Source organism: Mesorhizobium sp. AR02 (genome assembly GCF_024746835.1).
Lineage (GTDB): Bacteria > Pseudomonadota > Alphaproteobacteria > Rhizobiales > Rhizobiaceae > Mesorhizobium.
Window position 1 is genome coordinate 2,125,362 of the sequence record NZ_CP080531.1, and the last position, 17,849, is coordinate 2,143,210.

Here is a 17,849-nt window from a genome sequence, read left to right on the forward strand (position 1 = left end):
GTAGGGGGCGTTGATGCAGTCCACCGTATCGGCTATCGACCTATCCGCTTCAGAAGAATCCTCAGCTACAGCCGTCAGCTGGGGACCGATCATCGCCGGCGCCTTCGCGGCCTCGACACTGACCTTCATCCTCATGCTGCTCGGCTCAGGGCTTGGGCTCAGCATGGTTTCACCATGGTCGGGGTCCGGCGCGTCGATCACCACCTTCGCGGTGTCGACCGCCATCTGGCTGATCATCGTGCAGTGGTTGTCCTCCGGCGTCGGCGGCTACCTCGCCGGACGCCTGCGCACCAAATGGGTCGGCATCCACACCGACGAAGTGTATTTCCGTGACACCGCTCATGGCTTCCTTGCCTGGGCGTTGGCAACGCTGCTTGTCGTCGGCGTGCTTGGCTCGGCGCTTTCCGCGGCACTCAGTACAGGCGTGCAGGCCGTGTCCACCGTAGCGTCGGGCGCCGCCATGGGTGCATCGGCCGGCGCTTCCGCCAATGCCGGCGGCGCATCGACCGATAATGCGACCTCCTATCTGGTGGATTCGCTGTTCCGTCCGGCCGATCCGAGCAAGCTCGCGGCGGCTGGTCCGGACGGTAATGCCGCCGCGGTTGGTCAGGCCTCACGCATCCTGGTCGCCAGTGCGGCGTCGGGCGAGATTTCGGCTGACGACAAGACCTATTTGTCGCAACTGGTTGCCGCCCGCACCGGCCTGTCCGAGGCTGACGCCAAGGCGCGTGTCGATGCCCTGGTTGCCAAGGTCGAAGACGCCAAGGTCAAGGCCAAGCAGGCCGCCGACACCGCCAGGAAGGGCAGCGCGACCTTTGCCCTGCTCGGTGCCTTGTCGCTGGTTATCGGTGCTTTCATCGCCAGTGCCGCGGCCGCTCTCGGCGGCAGGCAGCGCGACGAAGAGGAAGCGGTTTTCCTGACCACCCGCTGAATCGGCATCGCCCCAGAAATGAAAGAGCCCGGATTCGAAGCCGGGCTCTTTCACTTGGATGGTGATACTTCTGCCTTCGGCCGGATCAGTGATCCATGGCCTTGACGATTTCCTCGGTCATCTTCTTGGCGTCGCCGAGCAGCATCATGGTGCCGTCCTTGTAGAAAAGCGTGTTGTCGATGCCGGCATAGCCGGAGCCGAGCGAGCGCTTGACGAACAGGCAGGTGCGGGCCTTGTCGACGTCGAGGATCGGCATGCCGTAGATGGGTGAGCTCTTGTCATCCCGCGCGGAAGGGTTGGTGACGTCGTTGGCGCCGATGACATATGCGACATCGGCCTGCGCGAATTCGGAGTTGATGTCCTCGAGCTCGAACACTTCGTCGTAAGGCACATTGGCTTCGGCCAGAAGCACGTTCATGTGACCGGGCATGCGGCCGGCGACGGGGTGGATGGCGTATTTCACGTCGACGCCATTGGCCTTGAGCTTGTCGGCCATTTCGCGCAGCGCGTGCTGCGCCTGGGCGACCGCCATGCCGTAACCTGGCACGATGATGACCTTCTGCGCGTTCATCATCAGATAGGCGGCGTCGTCGGCCGAGCCCTGCTTGACCGTGCGCTCGATGCCATCATCGGCCGCTGCCGCGGTCTCACCGCCGAAACCGCCGAGGATGACCGAGATGAAGCTCCGGTTCATGCCCTTGCACATGATGTAGGACAGGATCGCACCGGACGAGCCGACCAGCGCGCCGGTGATGATCAGCGCCAGATTGCCGAGCGTGAAGCCGAGCGCGGCCGCTGCCCAGCCCGAATAGGAATTCAGCATCGAGACGACGACAGGCATGTCGGCGCCGCCGATCGGGATGATCAGCAGGATGCCGAGCACCAGCGAGGCGGCAACGATCAGCCAGAAGACCAGCTTGGACTCGGTGCCGACCAACAGCACGATCAGCACGATGAGCGCGATGCCAAGGGCTGCATTGATGAGGTGACGGCCGCCGATCATGATCGGCTTGCCGGACATGCGGCCATCGAGCTTGAGGAAGGCAATGACCGAGCCCGTGAAGGTGATGGCGCCGATGGCAACGCCAAGGCTCATCTCGATCAGCGCCTGGGCATGGATGTCGCCCGCCGTGCCGATACCAAAACTTTCCGGCGCGTAGATGGCGGCGGCCGCCACCATGACGGCGGCGAGACCGACGAGCGAGTGGAAGGCAGCAACCAGTTGCGGCATCGAGGTCATGGCGATGCGGCGCGCGGTGACGGCGCCGACGCTACCGCCGATGGCGAGGCCCAGCACGATCAGGCCGTAGCGGCCGGCCGACGGGACAAACGGAATCGCCAGCGCCAGCGTGGTGGCGATGGCGATACCCATGCCGATCATGCCGTACATATTGCCCTGGCGGCTGGTGGTCGGATGCGACAGGCCGCGCAGCGCCATGATGAAAAGGACGCCGGAAACCAGATAGAGGAAGGACGCGAAGTTGGCGTTCATGGCGCTCTACTTGTCCTTCTTCTTGTACATCGCCAGCATGCGCTGGGTGACGAGGAAGCCGCCGAAGATGTTGACCGAGACCAGCATCAGCGCGACGAAGCCGAAGCCTGCGGCAACACCGGAAGCCGCGATACCGACAGCGAGCAGCGCGCCGACCACGATGACCGAGGAAATAGCGTTGGTGACGGCCATCAGCGGCGTGTGCAGTGCCGGCGTCACCGACCAGACGACATAGTAGCCGACGAAGATCGCCAGGATGAAGATGGCGAAACGGAAGACGAAGGGATCGATGGCGCCGCCGGAGAGTGCGTGCGCGGCATTACCCGCCGCATCGGCACCGCCTGGAGCATTGGCCAGGTTCTGCACCGCAAGCCTGACGGCAGCACTTGCCTGGTCGAGCTGGTCGAGGGCTTTCTGCAGGGTCTGATCCATCACGCTGTGCCTTTCGACTTGGGCGACTTGGACGAGGGCGACTGGGATGCGGCAGTTTTCTTTGTCGCGGCTTTCTTGGCAGCAACCGGTTCGACCGAGGCGTCGGCAACCATCGTCGTGGCCGGGATCGCGGCCGGCTCGACACGGGGTTGCTGGTCGGCCTTGGCGAAGGCCGGATGAACGACCTTGCCGCCGTCGGTCAGCATCGTCGCCTTGACCAGATCGTCGTCGCGGTTGATCGCGAGCGTCTTGGTGGTCTTGTCGACCATCGTCTCGAGGAAAGCGAACAGGTTCTTCGCATAGAGCAGCGAGGCGGACGCGGCGACGCGGCCGGGCACGTTGAGATGGCCGACGATCTTGACATTGTTGGCCGTGGTGACGACCTTGCCCGGCTCAGCACCCTCGACATTGCCGCCGCGCTCGACCGCGAGGTCGACGAGCACCGAGCCCGGCTTCATCGAGGCGACCATGGCCGCCGACACCAGCTTCGGTGCCGGCCGGCCGGGGATCAGCGCCGTGGTGATGACGATGTCCTGCTTGGCGATGTGCTCGGCGGTGAGTGCTGCCTGCTTGGCCTGGTATTCCTTGGACATTTCCTTGGCGTAGCCGCCGGCTGTTTCGGCGGCCTTGAACTCTTCATCCTCGACGGCCAGGAATTTTGCACCGAGCGAGGCGACCTGTTCCTTGGCGGCGGGGCGCACGTCGGTGGCGGTGACGACGGCACCAAGCCGGCGCGCCGTGGCGATCGCCTGCAGGCCGGCGACGCCGACACCCATGATGAAGACCTTCGCCGCCGGCACCGTGCCTGCAGCCGTCATCATCATCGGCAAGGCGCGGTCATATTCCGAGGCGCCGTCGATGACCGCCTGGTAGCCGGCGAGATTGGCCTGGCTGGACAGGACGTCCATCGATTGGGCGCGGGTGATGCGCGGCATGAATTCCATCGAGAACGCCGTCACCCCGGCCTTGGCCAGGGCCGCGACGGCGGCGTCGTTGCCATAGGGATCCATGATGGCGATCACCGCCGCGCCGGATTTGTAGCTCTTCAGCTCGGCGTCCGTCGGTCGGCGGACCTTCAGCACGACATCGGCCTTGGCGACATCGGAAGCCTTGCCGATGGCAGCACCTGCCTTGGCAAACTCTTCGTCGGGGATGCGCGACCTTGTGCCGGCGCCGGTTTCGACAACCACGTCGAAGCCCAGCCCCGCCAGCCGCTTGACCGTATCGGGCGAGGCCGCGACCCGCGGCTCGTTCGCATCAAGCTCACGAGGGATGAAAACCGTCTGTCCCACCGCATGATCCTTTCGGCTGGAACCTGTTTGCGCAAGGTGTCGGCCGGAATATCCGGCAACGTCAATGGCAACGGGGTTTTGGAAGGTCTATCGCAGAATGAAGGCGCCGACGGCCAGAATCAGGACGAACAGGATGGTCGCCGAGAAGAAACCGGCCGCGAAGAAACCGAAAGCCATCGCGATGAGCAACGCGCCGCAGAAAAGCGATCCGTATTTGGCCAGCGCGAGAAAGCCCGCATAGGTGCGGTCATGTTCGGCATAGTCCATCTTCGCGCCCAGTTCGACAGGACCGGTCGGCGAGTGATCAGCCATAGGAATACCCCTTCGAAGACATCTTTCAGGCACATAGCGAAAAGCCGGGCCAAGAGCAATGGCGCTATTGCCGCATTGGGGCCGACAACTGCCTCAAGGGAAAATTGAAACTGCTGGCCGATCCCCAGCCTGTTGGCGGTGCGATCACTGGGCATCCTGCGTAAGTTCCGTTGAAGCTGCTGTGAGAATTTGGCGGTTCTGGACGACATCGTGCGGGATTATCGTCGCCGGACGAACAGCCGGTTGGTGAAGCGCAATGATCATACCCACACAGACATTTGACTGGAACGGCACGACCATCGCGTGGGGGACCGCCGGCTCAGGCCCTCCGATCGTGCTCATGCATGGTACGCCGTTCTCCTCGCATGTCTGGCATCGCGTCGCACCGGAACTGGCGCGCGACCATACGCTGTATTTCTACGATCTTCCCGGATATGGGCGATCCGGCAAACGGGAAGGCCAGGATGTTTCGCTGGGCATCCAGAACAAGGCGCTGGCGGCGATGCTGGCCTTCTGGAAGCTCGATCGGCCCAAGATCATCGCCCATGATTTCGGCGGCGCCACCGCGTTGCGCGCGCATCTGATCGACGGTTGCGACTATGACAGGCTGCTGCTAATCGACCCTGTGGCGGTGCGGCCGTGGGGCTCGCCCTTTGTCCAGCATGTCCGTCAGCATGAGGCCGCCTTCGCCGGCGTGCCGGACTACATCCAGGTTGCGATCCTGAAAGCGTATGTCTCGGGCGCCGCGTCCAGATCTTTGTCGGACAGCGATCTGGAACCCTATATCACGCCATGGACCGGACCCGTTGGCCAGCCGGCTTTCTATCGGCAGATCGCCCAGATGAATCAGCGTTTCACCGACGAGGTCGAACCGCTCTACGGCAGATTCCGCTGCCCAGTCGCGCTGCTGTGGGGGGAGGAAGACCGTTGGCTACCGCCGCAAAGCGGCCAAAAGCTCGCGGCCATGCTGCCGAATTGCGGCCTGACGCTCATTCCGGGCTCCGGCCATCTGATGCAGGAAGATGCGCCGGAGGCGATCGTCGCCGCGGCGCTACGCTTCTTCGCCGGCTGACAGTTAGTGCTGACGCAATCCCCAAGGGAAAGCGCTATGCGGTTTCCCCGGGAAAACCGCTTCGCACTTTTCCTGGAATTGCTCCGGTTTCAGCCGGCAAGATGCGGGAAAAGCCCGAGCAATCCAACGACGATCAGATAGAGCGCGACGATGTAGTTCAGCAGCCGTGGCATGATGAGGATCAGCACCCCGGCGATCAGCGAGATAAGCGGCGTGAGCGCGAGCTGGGAAATATGCATGTCGGGGTCCTTCTGGCAGATCCTCTGGGATGACAAAGACGGAGCGGCGGCGCGCCGCCGTCATCAGAACGCGGATCCGGCCGGAAGGCTCCAGACGCCTTGCAAAAATAGGGGCGCCTACGCGGCGGCGTGATAATATTTCGCTGTCGGCACGATGGACAAGGGTGTCAGTCGGTTGATGGCCGGATTGGCAAACATCAGCCGCTGTTCCGTGGGCGTCGACCGAAAGAATGGGAACCGTTCGAGTGTGAGGCGCATATTTTCGCCGGCAGGGATTTCGAACAGGGCGATCCGGGTAAGAACGCCCGGAAATTCCTTAGCCTCGGTCCGCTGCACGGCATTAAAATAACGTGAATAAAAATTGGAATGCTCGACCTTGACCGGCGTCAGCACCGAGTTCTGGCCAAAATAGAGCGAGGCCACCATGGCAAGCCTGAGTGTCAGGAATGGCAGCACTCCGGGCGCCGGCGCGCTGTCGGGATCGGTTGCAAACCGGGTTCCGTCGATAAAGGTTTCTCCGCGGGCAAGTCGCTCGAGCAATATTTCCGGATAGGCATCGACGGAGGGCGAATTCGGGTGCTCGCTGGAAATGTAATGGAAGCGGATCGTGCTGACCAATTCGCCATAGAAATAGACACCGAACCGGTAGGAATTGGGCAGATTGTCCCAGCGATCCTCGAACATCCCGCTGGCGATTGGGCCGCACATGCCTGAGCGCAGATAGGATTTATAGCGAAGCCGGTAAATCGCCTCCAAATCCTCGCCTCCGGTAATAAGGCGATAATCGACATGCTCCAGCAGTTGCATCATCGATCGGTTCAGCACCGAATCCCCGGCTGCCCTGACCACGCCAGACGCATTCCTTGCAGCCGTTACAGCATCCATTATCTGTCCTCGAAATTCCGCCTGTGCATAGGCTAGTCGAGTGAAAATGAGACACAAGCTGAAATTTAGATGTTGTTGATTTACCTTATGTTAACCTTAACGGCTGAGCGCCCCGTTTGAGAATGTCCTGGTGAGCAATGCGCCGGAGAAGGACGGGGATCATGGCCTCCGGGACATCGCACCTCCATCGACAAACAGGCGCGTGAGCTGGGCCTACTTGGGCTGAGGATCATCGTGGCGCCCGCGTCAGCGTCGAATCCATTCGAACAGACGCCAGGAATCAAGCGAGCTTCGAAGTCACGGCGCTAAATGGCTGTCCGTTTGCCGGTGGGACGCAGGTCAGCGGCGAATGGCCAGGTGACATTCGACATCGTCTCGATACCCGACGCACTGAGCGCGGCACCGAACAGGAAGCCTTGCACGAGATCGGGTTTGACCTGCAGGGCCAGGATCTTGAGCTGCTCAAAGGTCTCGACGCCTTCGACGGTCACGGAAAGTCCCAGTGGCCGCGACAGGTTGACGATGCCCTTGAGCAGTTCCAACGAACGCGGGTTCTGGGTGACATCTATCAGGAACGAGCGGTCGATCTTGATCTTGTCGAGCGGCAGCTTGTGCAGGTAGCTCAGGCTCGAATAACCGGTGCCGAAATCGTCAAGCGCGATGCGAACGCCAATCTGCTTCAACTCCTCGATGTACTGCCGCGTCAGCGACTTGTCGTCGAGCAGCGCGGTTTCAGTGACCTCGATCTCCAGCCGGCCGGCGGCGAGACCGGAACTGGCCAGTGCATCGCGAACCTTCTGGATGACGTCGCGGTTGCGGAAATCCTTGGCTGAGAGGTTGACCGAGACACTGGTCTGATCCGGCCATTTGGCGCATTCGGTGCAGGCTGCCTGCAACACGAAGGTGCTGATCTCGGAAATGATGCCCATTTCCTCGGCGAGCGGAATGAAGATGCCGGGCGAAATCGGTCCGAGATCGGGATGATCCCAACGGCACAGCGCCTCGCAACTGGCTATGCGCATGGTGCTCATCGCCACGATGGGCTGATAGACCACCCGCAGGCTCTTGCTTTCCACCGCGCTGCGCAGATCCGCCTTCATCAACTGGCGGTTGCGGAACGCCGCGTCCATTGCCGCCTCGAACAGCCGCCAGCCGTTCTTGCCAAGCTCCTTGGCTTTGTAAAGCGCCAGATCCGCCTTGACGATCATGGCGTCGACATCGCTGTCCCTGACCCGTGCCAATACCGCGCCGCCGCTGGCCTGGATGCGCAGCCCATGGCCGGCGACGTCCACCTCGCCCTGCAATGCCGCAAAGATCTCGTCGATCTGCGTGGTCAGGTGGCTTTCATCCTCGATGCGGTCGAAGAAGACCATGAATTCGTCGCCACCGAAACGGCTGACGGTGATGCCTTGCCCCGCAACGGCAGCGAGCCGCTCGGCAACCGCGTAGATCAACCCGTCGCCGATCGGATGCCCGAGCGTGTCGTTGACGCTCTTGAAATCATCGAGGTCGAGCACGGCCAAACCGCAGAGACGGTCGCGGTCTCCGGACGCCATCGCCTCACCGACGAGTTCATGGAAATAGGCGCGATTGGGCAGGCCGGTGAGATTGTCGTAGCGTGCCATGAAGCGGATCTTGTCTTCCGCCTCGACGCGGGCGGTCACGTCCTCGAAGGTGATGACCCCCAGCTCCTGGCTGCCCTCACGCGCCGAAAATTCATAGTGCTGGCCGTTGGCGAGCGAAACGAGCACCTTGCGGTCGCGGCCCTCGCGCAGGGCGCGTGTCAGCTGGGCCTCGATATAGCGGCAATCCTTCGGCGCCAGCATGCCGCCAGCGACACCGCGCATCAAAAGACCGTGGATCGACCGCCCGAGCAGCGCATCCCCGGACTTGAGCGACATCAGATGGGCGGCTTCGGCATTGGCGACCGCCACGCGGCCGTTGGGGCCGAGCATGACAAGGCCGTGCGACATGGTGTTGAGGGCGCGATCGAACCTGTGCGCCAGCTTCCTCGCTTCCTTGTGGCCGATGACCGCCGAGAAAAGCACGTCGCGGACGTGGTCGGCACTGTTGATCGTGATGAACGTCAGCGGGATGATCATCAAGCCCAGGACGACCGAAGGGACATCCATGCGCAGCAAGAGTGCAAGTGCTGCCGGACCAATGAAGGTCACGGAAAAAATCCGCACCATGAGCGGAGACCCGTAGTTCCGGCCAACAACCGTCACCAAGGTTGCGATGGCCAGCGACGTCGCGGCCAGTTCAGCAAAGGGGTCGGGATAAACATAGATCGATATGAAGCACAGCGCGCCCAACCCGAGGCCTTGCAGGCTGCCCTTGAGGATGTAGTTGCGCTCCCACCGCTGCGCCTCTTGGACATTGGCTATTACACCGCCCGCTTTTCGGAAGTCACGAATGCCGAAGTAGCGGAAAAGGCTGATGGACAGCAGAGTAAAAGAGAAAGCCAGGAACAATGGATTGTGCGTGCGGAAGTAGATCATGAATCCGAGGATCCAGTAGCAGACGCCGCCAATCACCAGCATGTGGGCGTTGTCGAACAACGACCGCACAAACTGGATGTAAACATCCGCCGGGATGTTTTCGGTCTTTGTTCTGCCCATGTCGTCGGCCCAACGCTAGGCCTCGTCATCCCACATTCGCCTTAAGAAAGGCTTAGAACAGTGGTTTCGGCTCGGTTGCCGAAGGCGCGCAAAGGCAGGACCGGCTGGGAAATCAAGCTTCAGGTAAACAAGGCCTTCACTCGGCGGCTTGAAGTGCGGGCCCTACCGGTGCGTTTGCGAGGCGCTGGAGCAACCGGGAGCGCTCGCCCGCGGCCTTTTCAGCACTGGCCTGCCGGACATGGCCATAACCACGGATGAGCGCGGGGACCGAGACGAGAGCGACCGCCGCATCGGCCTTGCCCGGTGCCAGCGACTTGGCGACGAGCTCAAGATCCGCCTCATATTGCGCCAAAAGCTGCCGTTCCATGCGTCGTTCGGCGGCATAGCCAAACAGGTCGAAAGCGGTGCCGCGCAGGCCCTTCAGCGCCGCCAGCAGGCGAAAACCCTTCATCATCCAGGGCCCGAAGCTCGATTTCCGAGGGCTTCCGTCATTGCCGCGACGTCCCATGATCGGCGGTGCGAGATGGAATTCGAGTTTCTCGTAGCTCTGGAACTGCTTGCCTAGCTCGGCGGCGAAGGAGCCGTCGGTATAGAGCCGCGCCACCTCATATTCATCCTTGATCGCCATCAGCTTGAACAGGTTCCTGGCCGCCGCCTCGGTCACGGCGGTCGAGCCGGGCACGGCCTTGGCCTCCGCGGCGCGCAGCAGCGCCAGCCTGTCGACATAGCGCTTGCCGTAGGCGGCGTTCTGGTAAGCGGTCAGGAAGGCGACACGGCGGGCAATGATCTCATCCAGCGTCTGCGCGACCGGGGCGGTTTGTCCCGCCTTGCCCGGCTGGGCGACGAGGCCGCGCACGAAATCCGGCTGGTGCGCCGCACGGCGGCCCCAACGGAAGGCGGCGATGTTCATCGCCACCGCTTCGCCGTTCAATTCGATAGCCTTTTCAACGGCTTCTGCCGACAGCGGCAGGCCGCCATGCTGGAAGGCAAAGCCGAGCATGAACATATTGGCGCCGAGCGAATTGCCGAACAGCGCGGTGGCGGTGCGGGTGGCGTCGAAGAAATGCGCCTTGTCGTCGCCGGCGGCGGTGCGGATCGCCTTCTTCAGGCGTTCGATCGGCAACGAGAAATCCGCTGACCGGGCAAACTCGCCGGGCATGATCTCGGCGGTGTTGGCGAGGAAAATCGTATGGCCCTCGCGCACCGCCGTCAGCACCTTCTTGGCACCCGAGACGACGAGGTCGCAGCCAAGCACGAGATCGGCCTTCCCCGCCGAAACACGGATGGCGTGGATGTCGTCCGGCGTGCGGGCAATGCGGACATGGGTGAACACCGAGCCGCCCTTCTGGGCGAGGCCGGCCATGTCGATCATGCCGCAGCCCTTGTCCTCGAGATGGGCCGCCATGCCGAGCACAGCACCCACGGTGACCACGCCGGTGCCGCCGACACCGTCGATGATCGCCGCCCAACCCTCAGCGCCCAGCGGGAATTCGGCAGGCGTCGGCACGCCGTCGAGCGGATCGGTCTTGCCGGCAAGGCCTTCCGCCTTGCGGATCTTGGCGCCGTGCACGGTGACGAAGGACGGGCAGAAGCCGTTGACGCAGGAGAAATCCTTGTTGCAGCTCGACTGGTCGATCCTGCGCTTGCGGCCGAATTCGGTCTCGACCGGCTGGATCGAGACGCAGTTCGACTGCACGCCGCAATCGCCGCAGCCTTCGCAAACCAGTTCGTTGATGAAGACGCGCTTGTCGGGATCGGGAAAGGTGCCGCGCTTGCGGCGCCGGCGTTTTTCGGCGGCGCAGGTCTGGTCGTAGATCAGGATCGACACGCCCTTGACGTCGCGCAGCTCGCGCTGGACGAGATCGAGGTCGTCGCGGTGATGGATGGTGGCGCCGGCCGGGAATTCGGCTTTGCCGGCATATTTGTCCGGTTCGTCGGTGACGATGGCGATGCGGTCGACGCCCTCGGCCCGCACCTGCCTGGCGATCATGTCCACCGTCAGGCCGCCCTCATGCGGCTGGCCGCCGGTCATCGCCACGGCATCGTTGTAGAGGATCTTGTAAGTGATGTTGGCGTCGGTCGACAGGGCGAAGCGGATCGCCAGCGTGCCGGAATGGTTGTAGGTGCCGTCGCCGAGATTCTGGAAGATGTGGCCACGCTTCGAGAACGGCGCCTGGCCGACCCATTGCGCGCCCTCGCCGCCCATGGCGGTGAAGCCCAGCGTGTTGCGGTCCATCCACAGCGCCATGAAATGGCAGCCGATGCCGGCGGCGGCGATCGAGCCATCCGGTACCTTGGTCGAGGAATTGTGCGGGCAGCCGGAACAGAAGAAGGGCGTGCGCGAACCGATGTCGGTGGCATCGGCCAGCATCGCCTGGAACTGGCGCAGCTTGCCCACCCGCGCCGAAATCTCCTCCGACGGGCCGATGGTTTTGACGATCCTCTCGCCAAGGGCAATGGCGATCTCGTTGGGGTCGAGCGCGCCCTTGGCCGGGAACAGCCAGTCGCCGCGCTCGTTCTTCTTGCCGACGATGACCGGCTGCATGGCGGTGCCATAGAGGCTTTCGCGCAGCTGCACTTCGATCAGCGAGCGCTTTTCCTCGACGACGACGATGGTGTCGAGGCCGCGGGCAAAGTCGGCGATGTGATGCAGGTCGAGCGGCCACGGGCAGCCGACCTTGAACAGCCGCACGCCAATGCGGTTGGCGGCCGCCTCGTCGATGCCGATATCCTCCAGCGCCTGGCGGACATCGAGATAGCTCTTGCCCAGGGTGATGATGCCGAGCTTCGGGCTGCGGCCGCCGGAATAGACGATGTGGTTCAGCCCGTTGGCATGGATGAAGGCGGAGGCCGCGGCACGCTTGTACTCGTGCAGTCGCTCCTCCTGGCCCAGCATGTCGATTTCGTGGCGGATGTTGAGGCCGCCCGGCGGCATGTCGAACTCCGGCACGACGATGTTGAGCCGTTCGAGCGAGGCATCGACCGAGGCCGTCGATTCGATGTTGTCCTTGACGCATTTGATCGCCGCCCAGGTGCCGGCGAAACGCGACATGGCAAAGCCGTAGAGGCCGTAGTCGATGATCTCCTGGACGCCGGCCGGGTTAAGAATCGGCACCATGGTGTCGACGAAGAGGAATTCGGTGGCGTGCGCATTGGTCGAGGATTCGGCCATATGGTCGTCGCCCATGAGCGCAAGGACACCGCCATGCTTCGACGAGCCGGCGAGATTGGCGTGGCGGAACACGTCGCCTGAACGATCGACGCCCGGACCCTTGCCGTACCAGACCGAAAAGACACCATCATGGGTGCCCTCGCCCAGCAATTCCGTCTGCTGCGACCCCCAGCAGGCGGTGGCGGCAAGCTCCTCGTTGAGGCCAGGCTGGAAGACGATATCGGCCCCGGCGAGCTGCTTCTTGGCCTTCCACAACTGCATATCGAGGCCGCCGAGCGGCGAGCCGCGATAGCCGGAGACGAAACCGGCCGTGTTCAGACCCGCGCGGCGGTCGCGTTCGCGCTGCATCAGGAGCATGCGGATCACCGCCTGCGCGCCGGACAGGAAGATGCGCTCCTTCCCGAGATCGAACTTGTCGTCGAGCGCGACATCATGCAGCGTCATCAGGCATTTCCTCTGCGAAGGCCGCGCGGGGGAGGCGGCCAACGTCGGGATCGGATGGCGCATCCTTTATCCCCTTGCAAGGCAGGTCAAACAAAATCGAAGGGACCAGGCAACGCGCAACAAGCGGTCCTGCGGGCGCTGGATCGCGCATGAAACCGCTCGCCGACCGTGCGACGGCGCACGAAAATTCCAGCAAGAGCTGGTGCCTTCAGCCGGCTTTCGAGCAGTCCGGCTTCGGCTCACCCGGCAGCTTGCCGTCGGGATGGCCGGCGAGGTCGGGGTTGGCGGTATAGAGCTGGTCCATGACCAACGGCCGATCGGGCAAGATCGACTGGTCTTCCGTCGACATCAGCGTGGTGTCGATCTTCTGCAGGACCGCACCGTCGGGGCCCTTGATGCTGATGGCGATGGCATAGGGCTTGTTCTTGACGATGCAGGTCAGCGCCGGGCTCTCCAGGCTCACCTTGTCGAGCTTCGGCCAGACTTTCTGCTCGATCACCAACGGCGCGCCGCCAGCAGGATTCTGGAAGTTGGCAACCGCCACCTGGCCCTCGCCCATCGGCTGCAAGGGCCGCAGCGTCACGACATAGGTCGCCCTGGCGAGACGGTAATTGAAGACGAATATCTTGCCGGAAACCTCGAACAGTTTGCCCTCGCCACCGGTATCGCGGCAGGCGCCGAGGGTCGCGGCGGCAATCAACATGGCGCCGGCAACGACCGCGCGTGAAAATCCTCTAGGCATGTTTGACCTCATGGGCGGCCCTGCGGCGGCGATAGTGACGACTTGCCTTCTGCCGATTGCCGCACACCGCCATGTCGCACCAAAGGCGGCTGGAATTGCGGCTTCTGTCGACGAACAGCCAGGTGCAGTTGGGGCAGATCCTGAGCCGCGCAACGGTGTCGTCGCGCAACAGCGAAAGGGCTGAAACCGCCAGCGCCGCCTCGAACGCGATCGGCGCCAGGGGATCGCCGAACGGCCTTCCCGGCGCGCCGACCTCGGTCCGGCTGCCGGCCAGGCCCTCGGCACAGGCGCGCAGGAAGTCTGGCAGGTCAACAGTGGAAACCGCGCCCTTCGACACCGCGCCGCGAAACAGCCGGTCGGTCGTCTCACGGATCGACAGCACGACGGGCGCGATCGCCGACGGCGAGGATACCGTAAGCCGCCTGTCGCCGAGCTCGGCGGCGCGAAAGCCGCTGGCCGCATCGGCGAAGCGGGCGATCTCGGCCGGATCGTCGAAGCGGTCGAACGTGCGCTGGGGATCGCCGCGCAGCACGACGGTGTTCGCCGTATCGAGCGCGAGCAGGCCGCCGGTGAAGCGGTGTGGGGTCCAGGCAACAGTCATGGCACAAAATCTAACCGATAAATCGCATTTGACAAGTTAGATTCAGCGATGCAAACCTCCGGTGCGCACGGTATCGTCGCCTTTGTCTTGAGCATTCCGTCATTCCCAACCTCTGCGCGCTTGGGCGAGATGCTTCTGGTGTTGTTGAGCATGCTCTATTTCTTCCAGCAGGTGCTGAACGGACTGCATTCGGGCGCGCTCTATGCGCTGCTCGCCTTCGGCTACGTGCTGACCAACGGCATCCTGCACCGCACCAACCTCGCCTATGGCGCGCTGTTCGCCTTCTGCGGCCAGGTGATGATCCTGGGCGTTGCCTTCGGCTACCAGGTGCTGTGGCTGACGCTGTTGGCGTCGGTGCTGTTCGGGGTCGTCACGGCATTCCTCTATGCCGCGCTGATCAGCCATGTCCTGTCGCGCAGCGTCTTCGAACCGTTGGCCGACCGCACGCCCAATGCCATCGTGGTGACGACGCTCGGCATCCTGCTCATCCTGTCGGAATCAAGCCGCATCGCAGCCGATACGCATGATCTGTGGCTGCCGCCAATGCTTGCCCAGCCCATCGTCTTCGCCGAGGGCGCCGGCTTCAAGGCGACGCTGACACTGATCCAGGTGCTCGATTGCGCGGTGGTGGTGGCGGCAGTCGCACTCGCCACCTGGGGGTTTGCCCGCTCCAATTTCGGCCGCTGCTGGCGTGCCGTCTCCGACGACCCACGCGCCGCCGCCCTGTGCGGCGTCGATGTGCGCCGCGTGTTCCGGCACGCCGTGCTGCTCGGCGGCTTCTGCGCCGCGCTGGCCGGTGTCATGGCCAGCCTCTATTACGGCAATGTCAGCTTCGGTTCCGGCCTCGTCTACGGCCTGAAGATCCTGTTCGTGACGGCGGTCGGCGGCTATCTGTCGCCGTCACGGGCGGCCCTTGGTGCCGCCGCCTTCGGCATGGCCGAATCACTGTGGGCCGGCTATTTCCCGCTCGAATGGCGCGATGCGTGGATGTACCTGTTCCTGGTGGCCATGCTCATCCTGATCGGCGCCGGCCGCGACACCAGCAAGGTCGTCTGAATCCCTCAGACTTTGGTTGCATGCCGCCGGGGCAGACCGCCATTGTCCGGCCCCGCCCTTCATCCGATACCGTTTTGCCGCTTCCGTCCGTGTTGACCCGTCCGGCCACGCGCGGCATACCGTTGGGCCACGCGGTGTGACGGCAGGGGGAGCCGGCACGCCTTCGGTACAAGGGAGGACTGCATGGAAGGGCCGCTCGCTCTGTCGCGGAGCATCGACCGCCTCAACGAATTCATTGGCAAATCGGTATCCTGGCTGATCCTGCTGGCGATCCTGGTGAGTGCCGGCAACGCCGTCATCCGCAAGATCTTCGACATTTCGTCGAATGCCTGGCTGGAGCTGCAATGGTACCTGTTCGGCGCCGCCTTCATGCTGGCCGCCGCCTACACGCTGAAGCAGAACGAGCACATCCGCATCGACATCGTCTACGGTATGTTTTCCCGCCGCGTGCAGCACTGGATCGATCTTCTCGGCCATCTCCTCTTCCTGATGCCGTTCGTGACGCTGATGGTCATTTATTTCGTTCCCTACGTGTCGCTGTCGTTCCGCAGCGGCGAGATGTCCAACAATTCCGGCGGGCTGATCATCTGGCCGGCCAAGGCCATCCTGCTGGTCGGTTTTTTCCTGCTCGCACTGCAAGGCATCTCCGAAATCATCAAGAAAATCGCCATCATGCGTGGCGACATGGACGACCCCAATCCGTTCATATCGGCACATGAGCAAGCCGAGCTCGAAGCCAAGGCACTGGCTGACGAGGTGCGCTCATGATGGAGTTCATCGCTCAGAACATGGCGCCGATCATGTTCGCCTCGCTGATCATCTTCCTGCTGATCGGCTATCCCGTGGCCTTCTCGCTGGCCGCCAACGGCTTGATGTTCTTCTTCATCGGCGTGCTCCTCTCGCCCTATTCTGGTGGATCGATCAACCTCGCCTGGCCGCTTCTGCACGCACTGCCGGATAATTTCTACGGCAGCAGGGTGATGTCGAACGACACGCTGCTGGCCATTCCGTTCTTCACCTTCATGGGCATCGTGCTCGAACGATCCGGCATGGCCGAGGACCTGCTCGACACAATCGGCCAGCTGTTCGGGCCGATTCGCGGCGGCCTCGCCTACGCGGTGATCTTCGTCGGCGCGCTGCTGGCGGCGACCACCGGCGTGGTGGCGGCATCCGTCATCGCCATGGGTCTGATCTCGCTGCCGATCATGTTGCGCTACGGCTACGACCGCCGGCTGGCTGCCGGTGTCATCGCGGCATCCGGCACGCTCGCCCAGATCATCCCGCCATCGCTGGTGCTGATCGTGCTTGCCGACCAGCTCGGCCGCTCGGTCGGCGACATGTATGCCGGCGCGCTGATCCCGGGTCTGGTGCTGACCGGCCTCTACGCGCTCTACATCCTGATCATGTCGATCGTCCGGCCGAAATCGGTGCCGGCTCTGCCGCTCGAGGCCCGCACGCTCGGCCACGGCGTTCTGTCGCTGCTGGTGGCATTGCTGGTCACAGCAGCGGTTTCCTACGCGGCGTATCGCTATCTCGCGCCAGCCCATGGCGACAATGCCGACATTCTCGGCGCCACTGTCGGGGTGCTCTTCATCTACATCGTGGCGATTGCCGACAAACGCCTGAACTTCAACATGATGTCCAGGCTGGCGCAGCAGGTGGTCATCGTGCTGATCCCACCGCTGGCGCTGATCTTCCTGGTGCTGGGCACCATCTTCCTCGGCATCGCCACCCCGACCGAGGGCGGCGCCATGGGCTCCGTCGGCGCATTGATCATGGCGGCGGCAAAGGGTCGGCTGTCGCTGGACGTGATCAAGCAGGCATTGACCTCGACGACGCGGCTATCGTCCTTCGTGCTCTTCATCCTGATCGGGGCGCGGGTGTTCTCGCTCACCTTCTACGGCGTCAACGGCCACATCTGGGTCGAACACCTTTTGACCTCGCTGCCGGGGGGCGAAGTCGGTTTCCTGATCGGCGTCAACATCCTCGTCTTCTTCCTGGCTTTCTTCCTCGACTTTTTCGAGCTGGCCTTCATCATCGTGCCGCTGCTGGCGCCGGCAGCCGACAAGCTCGGCATCGACCTGATCTGGTTCGGCGTGCTGCTCGGCGTCAACATGCAGACCAGCTTCATGCACCCGCCCTTCGGCTTCGCGCTGTTTTACCTGCGCTCGGTCGCCGCGCGGGTGCCCTATCTCGACCGCCTTACCGGCAAGCAGATCGCTCCGGTGACGACCGGCCAGATCTATTGGGGCGCGGTGCCGTTCGTCTGCATCCAGGTGGTGATGATCGGACTGACCATTGCCTTCCCGCAAATGGTGATGCGCTACAAAGGGACGGCGGTCGATCCGGGCACGATCGACTACAAGGTGCCGGAAGTGCCCGGCCTGTCACCGCTCGGCGCCCCGCCGGCTGGTGGCACAGCTCCTGCCAATGGCGCACTGGCCGCACCCGGCACACCAGACCTGTCGCAACCGCCGAGTTTCGGCGATGCGCCGCCGGCCAAGCCGGCGACACCGACGCCGGACCTTTCGCAGCCGCCGAGCTTCAACTGATGGGGA

The 17,849-nt window shown here is 63.2% G+C and carries 15 protein-coding genes; 5 read left to right on the top strand and 10 right to left on the bottom strand.

The window, feature by feature from the left end; genetic code table 11:
• Nucleotides 1-13 precede the first annotated feature (13 nt).
• Nucleotides 14-931: a hypothetical protein gene (locus DBIPINDM_RS14280; protein WP_258587858.1), complete on the top strand. Its 918-nt coding sequence runs from the start codon at nucleotides 14-16 to the stop codon at nucleotides 929-931.
• Nucleotides 932-1,016: 85 nt separating this feature from the next.
• On the opposite strand, the gene DBIPINDM_RS14285 is transcribed toward DBIPINDM_RS14280, so the two are convergent.
• From DBIPINDM_RS14285 to DBIPINDM_RS14300, 4 genes are all read right to left on the bottom strand, one after another.
• Entirely contained in the window at nucleotides 1,017-2,423 is a 1,407-nt protein-coding gene (locus DBIPINDM_RS14285; protein WP_258587859.1) for an NAD(P)(+) transhydrogenase (Re/Si-specific) subunit beta, read from the bottom strand.
• A 6-nt stretch (nucleotides 2,424-2,429) separates the two neighbouring features.
• Complete coding sequence (locus tag DBIPINDM_RS14290; protein WP_416361758.1) at nucleotides 2,430-2,855, bottom strand: NAD(P) transhydrogenase subunit alpha; 426 nt, start codon at nucleotides 2,853-2,855, stop codon at nucleotides 2,430-2,432.
• Entirely contained in the window at nucleotides 2,855-4,147 is a 1,293-nt protein-coding gene (locus DBIPINDM_RS14295; protein WP_258587861.1) for a Re/Si-specific NAD(P)(+) transhydrogenase subunit alpha, read from the bottom strand. Before DBIPINDM_RS14295 ends, DBIPINDM_RS14290 begins: the two co-directional genes overlap by 1 nt.
• An 87-nt stretch (nucleotides 4,148-4,234) precedes the next feature.
• The gene (locus DBIPINDM_RS14300) at nucleotides 4,235-4,459 is read right to left on the bottom strand and encodes an aa3-type cytochrome c oxidase subunit IV (protein ID WP_258587862.1); all 225 of its coding nucleotides are present in this window, start codon (nucleotides 4,457-4,459) and stop codon (nucleotides 4,235-4,237) included.
• 256 nt (nucleotides 4,460-4,715) lie between these two features.
• On the opposite strand from DBIPINDM_RS14300, the gene DBIPINDM_RS14305 reads away from it, so the two are divergent.
• Entirely contained in the window at nucleotides 4,716-5,531 is an 816-nt protein-coding gene (locus DBIPINDM_RS14305) for an alpha/beta fold hydrolase (protein ID WP_258587863.1), read from the top strand.
• A gap of 89 nt (nucleotides 5,532-5,620) precedes the next feature.
• Here the strand turns inward: DBIPINDM_RS14305 and DBIPINDM_RS14310 are convergent, their stop codons facing one another.
• From DBIPINDM_RS14310 to DBIPINDM_RS14335, 6 genes are all read right to left on the bottom strand, one after another.
• Nucleotides 5,621-5,770, bottom strand: coding sequence for a DUF3096 domain-containing protein (locus DBIPINDM_RS14310; RefSeq protein WP_019862764.1), 150 nt, complete (start codon nucleotides 5,768-5,770; stop codon nucleotides 5,621-5,623).
• 117 nt (nucleotides 5,771-5,887) lie between these two features.
• Nucleotides 5,888-6,712, bottom strand: coding sequence for an N-acyl amino acid synthase FeeM domain-containing protein (locus DBIPINDM_RS14315; protein WP_258587864.1), 825 nt, complete (start codon nucleotides 6,710-6,712; stop codon nucleotides 5,888-5,890).
• 248 nt (nucleotides 6,713-6,960) lie between these two features.
• Nucleotides 6,961-9,276 carry a putative bifunctional diguanylate cyclase/phosphodiesterase gene (locus DBIPINDM_RS14320; protein WP_258587865.1) on the bottom strand — a complete coding sequence of 772 codons (2,316 nt, stop codon included), beginning with the start codon at nucleotides 9,274-9,276 and terminating at the stop codon, nucleotides 6,961-6,963.
• Nucleotides 9,277-9,412: 136 nt separating this feature from the next.
• Nucleotides 9,413-12,892 (bottom strand): indolepyruvate ferredoxin oxidoreductase family protein, encoded by a 3,480-nt coding sequence (locus tag DBIPINDM_RS14325; RefSeq protein WP_258587866.1) that lies wholly within the window; start codon nucleotides 12,890-12,892, stop codon nucleotides 9,413-9,415.
• A gap of 208 nt (nucleotides 12,893-13,100) precedes the next feature.
• On the bottom strand, nucleotides 13,101-13,634 hold the full coding sequence (locus tag DBIPINDM_RS14330; protein WP_258587867.1) for a hypothetical protein: 534 nt from the start codon (nucleotides 13,632-13,634) through the stop codon (nucleotides 13,101-13,103).
• On the bottom strand, nucleotides 13,627-14,235 hold the full coding sequence (locus DBIPINDM_RS14335) for a CGNR zinc finger domain-containing protein (protein ID WP_258587868.1): 609 nt from the start codon (nucleotides 14,233-14,235) through the stop codon (nucleotides 13,627-13,629). The genes DBIPINDM_RS14330 and DBIPINDM_RS14335 overlap by 8 nt, the downstream gene beginning before the upstream one ends.
• A 150-nt stretch (nucleotides 14,236-14,385) precedes the next feature.
• Between DBIPINDM_RS14335 and DBIPINDM_RS14340 the strand changes: the two genes are divergently transcribed.
• The 3 genes from DBIPINDM_RS14340 to DBIPINDM_RS14350 all read left to right on the top strand — a co-directional run bounded on the left by DBIPINDM_RS14340 (nucleotide 14,386) and on the right by DBIPINDM_RS14350 (nucleotide 17,843).
• Nucleotides 14,386-15,291 carry a branched-chain amino acid ABC transporter permease gene (locus DBIPINDM_RS14340; protein ID WP_258589267.1) on the top strand — a complete coding sequence of 302 codons (906 nt, stop codon included), beginning with the start codon at nucleotides 14,386-14,388 and terminating at the stop codon, nucleotides 15,289-15,291.
• Between the two features lie 183 nt (nucleotides 15,292-15,474).
• Nucleotides 15,475-16,059, top strand: coding sequence for a TRAP transporter small permease subunit (locus DBIPINDM_RS14345; protein ID WP_258587869.1), 585 nt, complete (start codon nucleotides 15,475-15,477; stop codon nucleotides 16,057-16,059).
• Nucleotides 16,059-17,843, top strand: a complete 1,785-nt coding sequence (locus DBIPINDM_RS14350; protein ID WP_258589268.1) for a TRAP transporter large permease — start codon at nucleotides 16,059-16,061, stop codon at nucleotides 17,841-17,843. Before DBIPINDM_RS14345 ends, DBIPINDM_RS14350 begins: the two co-directional genes overlap by 1 nt.
• The last annotated feature ends 6 nt before the right edge of the window (nucleotides 17,844-17,849 follow it).